General features: G+C 34.8%; 8 protein-coding genes and 1 other annotated feature. Of the genes, 4 read left to right on the plus strand and 4 right to left on the minus strand.

Annotated elements, in window-relative coordinates:
• Nucleotide 1 precedes the first annotated feature (1 nt).
• Nucleotides 2-238: a binding site (T-box leader), on the plus strand.
• 36 nt (nt 239-274) lie between these two features.
• On the plus strand, nt 275-1,291 hold the full coding sequence (gene aroF, locus PND65_RS08605) for a 3-deoxy-7-phosphoheptulonate synthase (RefSeq protein ID WP_035402612.1): 1,017 nt from the start codon (nt 275-277) through the stop codon (nt 1,289-1,291).
• A gap of 99 nt (nt 1,292-1,390) precedes the next feature.
• On the opposite strand, the gene PND65_RS08610 is transcribed toward aroF, so the two are convergent.
• Complete coding sequence (locus PND65_RS08610) at nt 1,391-1,981, minus strand: flavin reductase family protein (RefSeq protein ID WP_271991549.1); 591 nt, start codon at nt 1,979-1,981, stop codon at nt 1,391-1,393.
• An 88-nt stretch (nt 1,982-2,069) separates the two neighbouring features.
• Between PND65_RS08610 and PND65_RS08615 the strand changes: the two genes are divergently transcribed.
• Nucleotides 2,070-2,672 carry an HD domain-containing protein gene (locus PND65_RS08615; RefSeq protein ID WP_271991552.1) on the plus strand — a complete coding sequence of 201 codons (603 nt, stop codon included), beginning with the start codon at nt 2,070-2,072 and terminating at the stop codon, nt 2,670-2,672.
• A 76-nt stretch (nt 2,673-2,748) separates the two neighbouring features.
• Nucleotides 2,749-3,519, plus strand: coding sequence for a Cof-type HAD-IIB family hydrolase (locus PND65_RS08620; protein WP_271991555.1), 771 nt, complete (start codon nt 2,749-2,751; stop codon nt 3,517-3,519).
• 85 nt (nt 3,520-3,604) lie between these two features.
• On the opposite strand, the gene PND65_RS08625 is transcribed toward PND65_RS08620, so the two are convergent.
• Nucleotides 3,605-5,473 (minus strand): heavy metal translocating P-type ATPase, encoded by a 1,869-nt coding sequence (locus tag PND65_RS08625; protein WP_271991556.1) that lies wholly within the window; start codon nt 5,471-5,473, stop codon nt 3,605-3,607.
• Between the two features lie 153 nt (nt 5,474-5,626).
• Between PND65_RS08625 and PND65_RS08630 the strand changes: the two genes are divergently transcribed.
• Complete coding sequence (locus PND65_RS08630; protein WP_035402622.1) at nt 5,627-5,980, plus strand: ArsR/SmtB family transcription factor; 354 nt, start codon at nt 5,627-5,629, stop codon at nt 5,978-5,980.
• A 22-nt stretch (nt 5,981-6,002) separates the two neighbouring features.
• Here the strand turns inward: PND65_RS08630 and PND65_RS08635 are convergent, their stop codons facing one another.
• Nucleotides 6,003-6,365 (minus strand): ArsR/SmtB family transcription factor, encoded by a 363-nt coding sequence (locus tag PND65_RS08635; RefSeq protein ID WP_271991558.1) that lies wholly within the window; start codon nt 6,363-6,365, stop codon nt 6,003-6,005.
• Nucleotides 6,366-6,374: 9 nt separating this feature from the next.
• Nucleotides 6,375-6,593, minus strand: a complete 219-nt coding sequence (locus PND65_RS08640) for a cation transporter (protein WP_035402626.1) — start codon at nt 6,591-6,593, stop codon at nt 6,375-6,377.
• Nucleotides 6,594-6,758: the final 165 nt, after the last annotated feature.

The raw sequence follows: 6,758 nt of genomic DNA on the forward strand, positions 1-6,758 counted from the left end.
AACAACTACAAGGAAAAGAAAGAGTAAATGAAATCGTTCAGACATAGAGAGCTCTTGGCTGGTGGAAAAGAGATTTGAAGATTCATTGAATACATCTTGGAGTAGACGGCTGAAATAATAGTAGGTTTGTCCGGGTACACCCGTTATTGTGTTAGAGTATGTTTGTACTCGAAAAGGATATGACTGTGAGGTCATATTGAATTAAGGTGGTAACGCGACAGTCCCTTTCGCCCTTATGGCAAAGGGACTTTTATGTTATATAGGAGGAAATAAAATGATTATTGTATTTAAGCCTAGAGCCACAGAAAATGATGTAAACCGAATCATCGCCAAAGTTGAAAGAATGGGATTAAAGACCCACTTGTCAAGAGGAGAAATGTCTACCATTGTTGGACTTATTGGAGATACAACACGTGTAGATCCAAAACAATTCGAAGTGGATGAATGTGTTGAACGTATCATGAAAGTCAGTGAGCCATACAAGCTTGCCAACCGCGCTTTTCATCCTGAAGATTCTATTATTGATGTTAGTGGTGTCAAAGTAGGTGGTAATAACCTAACACTAATTGCTGGCCCATGTTCTGTTGAATCTAAAGAACAAGTCATAGAAATTGCCCGTTCAATCAAAAAAAGTGGGGCACACATGTTACGAGGTGGAGCTTATAAACCTAGAACAAGCCCTTACTCATTTCAAGGCATGGGAACACAAGGTTTAGATATCTTAGTTGCTGCCAAAGAGGAAACAGGTCTTCCTATCGTTTCAGAATTAATGGGAGAGAAATACATTGATGAATTTAATGATAAAGTAGATCTTGTTCAAATTGGAGCTAGAAACATGCAAAACTTTGATTTATTAAAAGAAGTCGGAAAACGAATTAAAAAGCCTGTTTTATTAAAACGAGGCTTGTCAAATACATATGAAGAATGGATCATGTCTGCTGAATACATCATGGCAAATGGAAACCCAAATGTCATCTTATGTGAAAGAGGAATTCGCACATTTGAAACCTATACACGAAATACATTGGACCTACAGGCAATTCCTGTTATCAAACGATTAACACACTTACCAATCATTATTGACCCAAGTCATGCTGGAGGCAAATGGTGGCTTGTCGATCCAATGGCAAAAGCAGCTGTTGTAGCTGGAGCTGATGGTTTAATGATAGAAGTTCACAATGATCCTGAATGTGCATTATGTGATGGCCCACAATCTTTAAAACCGGAAAAATACGATGACTTGATTCAAGATATCAAACAAATTATAAAAATCACAGATAAAACACTATAGCCGTGAAATTCACGGCTATTTTTTAATATTCATCCTATATCCAGCACTCCGTGTACTTTCAAACAGCTCTGCTCGTATAAAAAACTATTGTCGAATTCACTATTTTCTTTTCTTGCGTTTTTTCTTTTGAACAGAAAAACCAAACTTTCCTATTTTTTGTCCCAATCGATAATATTCACCATGACTATAGGCAATTAAATCCGCTTTTTGTAGATCTAATCTTCCATTCTCATCCAAATAGGCATCATCTACCGATGTACAAACAACTTCACCAATAAACATATCATGTGTTCCTAGTTCAATGATATCTTTCACCTTGCATTCCAAACAAACTGGACTTTCCAAGATTGAAGGAGCTTTTACGCATTTTGATGGTTGTTTTGTCAGCTTTAGATCTCCTTCCAAGGAAAATTTATCAATATTCCTGCCAGAACGTACACCAACATAGTCAGTTGCCTTGGCTAGAGAAGCCGTTGTTAAATTGATCACGAACTCTTTTGTATCTTTGATGATTTGATATGAATAACGCTCTTTGCGAATTGAAACAGAGACCATAACCGGATCTGAACAGATTGTCCCTGCCCAGGCAGCTGTCATCACATTCGCTCTACCTTCTTTATCTGCACAGGAAACCATAACAGCCGGTACTGGATTTAATAGATTTGATGCTCGCCAATATTGTCTTGTCATCTTATTTCTCCTTTAAATATGTTCATATTATACAAGTTATTTTTTGTCTTGCCAAAAAAATGTATAATGAATTTAATTGGAGGCACTTATGAAAGAACGATTGGATAAACAAATTAGTTTTATAAAAGAAATTGATAAAGAAAAAACGATCACACGCCAGACCTTATTGACAAACGGCATACAAAAAGAAGATGATGCCCAACATGCATGGCACATGGCCATAATGACACTGCTTTTAAGTGAGTATGCCAACGAGGAAATTGATATTTTAAAAACCATTTCCATGTTATTGATCCATGATATCGTTGAAATTGATGCTGGAGATACATATGCTTATGATCAAAAAGGAATTAAAACACAAAGAGAACGTGAAACAAAAGCAGCAGATCGCATCTTTGGATTGCTTCCTGAAGATCAAAAAGTGAAATTTAGAATGCTTTGGGAAGAATTTGAAAACAACGAAACACCAGAAGCCCATTTTGCTCATACAATGGATAATTTTCAACCAGTGATGTTAAATGATGCAACAAATGGAAAGATGTGGGAAGAAAATAAGGTTCGCCTTTCACAAATCTTAAAACGAAACGAAAAAACGAAGTTAGGTTCCAAGATCCTATGGGAGTATTCTTATAAAAATTTTATTGAACCAAATGTTAAGAAGAAAAAAATTATCGACGATACAAATTTGTAAAATCTATGATAAATCCATCAAACAAAACTCGCAAAGACATTGTTTTTCTTATACAATAAGGCTCGAGGTGAAAGAAATGATCAAGGCAATTTTCTTTGATATAGATGGAACACTGCTATCCAGTACAGATGGCTCCTTTGCCGACAGCACTAGATTTGCTTTAACTAAGCTGCAGGAAAAAGGGATCAAAATCTTTATCGCATCTGGAAGACATGTATGCGAAATTGAAGAACAACCAATTCGAGATATCCCCTTTGATGGATACGCCTGTTTAAATGGACAGCTAATCTTCAACAAAGATAAAGAAATCATTCAATCCTATCCGTTTAATAAAAAAGATACAGAAAATACATTAAAACTCTTCAAACAAAAAGAAATCCCACTGGTACTTGTTCAAGACAAAGAGCTCTACATTAATTTTGTGAATGAATACGTAAAACATGCACAAGACGCCATCGCAACCGATTTACCACCTATTAAAGAATACCAAGGTGGAAACATCTATCAAGTCACTGCATTTTCAAATGAGAAAGAATCACAGTTGATCATGAATAGACTTAACAATTGTAAATTAACACGTTGGAATCCTTATGGTGTAGATATCATTTCCAATACTGGAGGAAAATCAATTGGTATCAAAGATATCCTTTCCTACTATGATATCAAGCAGGAAGAAACAATGGCATTTGGTGATGGAGAAAATGATATCGACATGCTAAGATTTGTTCAAATAGGTGTTGCCATGCAGAATGCCGAAGACTGTGTAAAAGAAGCGGCTGATTATATTACTGACGCTTCAGAAAACGACGGTATTTACAAAGCCTTAAAACATTTTAATATCTTATAATTAAGCTGAGGATCGACACGATGTCTTTCCTCTTTTTTATCCCTACATAAAAAAGGATGCCTTTTTATAAGCATCCTAGCTAACATTATAACTTCTTCACATTTAATGTACGAATTGCATTTAATACCGCAATCACCATCACACCAACATCGGCAAAAATAGCTAACCACATATTTCCAATACCAAAAGCACTTAAGATCAAACAGATGATCTTTACACCAATCGCAAAATAAATATTTTCATATACGATACGTAAACATTTTTTTGCGATTTTAATAGCTTTGGCAATCTTTAATGGATCATCATCCATTAAAACAATATCCGCTGCTTCAATAGCGGCATCGCTACCTAAAGCGCCCATGGCAATCCCTACATCTGCTCTAGACAATACAGGAGCATCATTGATACCATCTCCCACAAAGGCTAGTTTTTCTTTTTCTTGTTTCTTTTCCAACAATTCTTCTACTTTATTTACTTTATCCTGCGGTAATAGTTCACTATACACTTTATCAATATTCAAATCAGAAGCTACTTTATTGGCAACGGTTCTAACATCTCCTGTTAACATGATCGTTTCTTTAACGCCAACTTCTTTCAATCTTGCGATAGCTTCTTTAGCATGAGGTTTGATCTTATCTGAAATTAAAATATGTCCTACATACTTTTGATCAATCGCAATATGTACGATTGTTCCTACATCATGACAAGGCTTATATTCAATGCCATACTTTTTCATTAACTTATCATTACCTACAAGAACTTCTTTATCATCGATCTGCGCAATCACTCCATGTCCACTGATTTCTTCTACATTTTTAATTCGCTCTTTATCCACTGGCTTTCCATATGCCTGCAATAAAGATCTACTGATAGGATGTGAAGAATAACTTTCTGCCATTGCAGCTAACTCTAATAATTTGTCTTTTTCAATACTTGCATGATGGATACCACTCACTTCAAAGACACCTTGTGTCATGGTTCCAGTCTTATCAAAGACTACATATTTTGTCGATGCCAATGCCTCTAGATAGTTAGATCCTTTAACCAAGACACCGGCATTGCTTGCACCACCAATTCCGGCAAAGAAGCTTAATGGAATACTAATAACTAAAGCACAAGGACAACTGATAACCAAGAATGTTAAAGCTCGATAGATCCATTCTGACCAATTCGAATCTATCCCCATCAAAAGAGACACGATTGGAGGAAGAATAGCTAAGGCTAAAGCACTATATACAACGGCTGGTGTATAGTAATGGGCAAATCGAGAGATAAAGGCTTCAGATCTTGATTTCTTAGAACTGGCATTTTCTACCATGTCTAAGATCTTAGAGACAGTTGATTCTCCAAATTCACGAGTTGTCTTAATTTTTAATAATCCCGTTAAATTGATACATCCACTGATAACTTCATCATTTATTGAGGCATCCTTTGGTAAGCTTTCTCCCGTTAATGCACTTGTATTTAAAGTGGAATTTCCTTCCACAACAATTCCATCAATTGGAATTTTTTCTCCGGGCTTTACAATTATGATCGTACCAATTTCAACTTCATCAGGATCTACTTGCATAAGATCACCGTTTTCATTTTCAATATTGGCATAATCCGGACGAATATCCATCAATTCACTAATATTCTTTCTAGATTTTCCAACTGCATAACTTTGGAACCATTCTCCAATCTGATAAAACAACATAACGGCGGTTCCTTCACTATAATCTCCAAGAGCTATAGCTCCAACTGTCGCAACAGCCATTAGAAAGTTTTCATCAAATACCTGTTTTTTCAAAATTCCTTTAACAGCTTTAGTTAATATATCATACCCAATCAGAAAATAAGTTGCTAAAGAAAGAATAACATTAACCATTTCAGGTAGATGAACTAATTTTAAACCAATAAATAAAATCGAGGCGATAATAATTCGAATCAGCATTTTCTTTTGTTTCTTGTTCATAATATCTCTTCCTTTTCTTATTCAAACAATTGAACAAATATTCAACTTTATACATATTATAGTGTATTGATTGTTCAACTGTCAACATAAAAGCATCTCTTTTTTGACAATTGTTCAATCTTTCAACTATAATGTCAATAAAGGGGGAATTCTATGTTAGAAAACCGTTGTGATTGTGCGCCTCAAAACCAAGATCTTGTAGATACAGTAAAAAACAGCCTTCCTAATTTTGATGAAATCATGGATCTATCCGATTTCTTTAAGGTTATGTCTGATAGTACCCGACTTCAATTACTAATTTCTTTACAGCACTCAGAAATGTGCGTATCTGATTTAGCCAACGTTTTAAACATGACAAAATCAGCCATTTCTCATCAATTAAAGGCATTGCGTATATCAAAGCTCGTTAAATCTAGAAAAGATGGAAAAACAGTTTATTATTCACTGGATGATGAACACGTTGAAGAAATTCTAGCTATGGCTGCACATCATCTTAAAGAAAAATAAGGAAATAAACTTCCTTATTTTTTTAATCCTCATCAATATGTTCCATTCCCTGACCAATAATTGTTCGAACGTGTTGATCAGCCAATGAATAGAACACAGATTTCCCTTCTCGACGACTCTTCACCAACTTATTTTGTTTTAAAATTCTTAATTGATGAGAGATTGCCGATTGTTTCATATTCAAAGCCTGCGCTAAATCACAGACACATACTTCGGCTTCAAATAATACAAATAAGATACGAATCCTTGTAGAATCTCCAAAGATCTTAAATAATTCCGCCAAATCATATAGCTTCACTTCGTCTGGCATTTTTTCTTGAACGATTTTTAATAATTCTTCATGAACCTCGATCTTTTCGCAACATTCTATATTATTCTTTTCCATTAAAATCTCCTAGAAAAAGATTTCGCAGTCATCTTCAACAATTTTACAATTGTCTAAAACACGACCCATAACTTCTTTTGCGTTAACACCATCTTCAAATTCCACGATCATTTTTAATGTCATGAAATTTACAACTGCGTTTTTAACACCTTCTGTTTTATTGGCAGCTTCTTCCATCTTGTTTGCACAATTTGCACAATCTACATCAATTTTATATGTCTTTTTCATAACTGTTCTCCTTTATATATGAACAATTGTTCATACGTTAATTTAATTGTAACAATTATTTCCATAACGTCAAGATAAAAAGATAAAAAAGGGGGTCTAACAGTTAAAAGTTAGATCTAAAAAAGGACTGGAATTCCTTAAATGGAAACTCCAGTCCTTTTTGTC

The organism is Faecalitalea cylindroides (assembly GCF_028321995.1).
GTDB classification, from domain to species: domain Bacteria; phylum Bacillota_I; class Bacilli_A; order Erysipelotrichales; family Erysipelotrichaceae; genus Faecalitalea; species Faecalitalea cylindroides.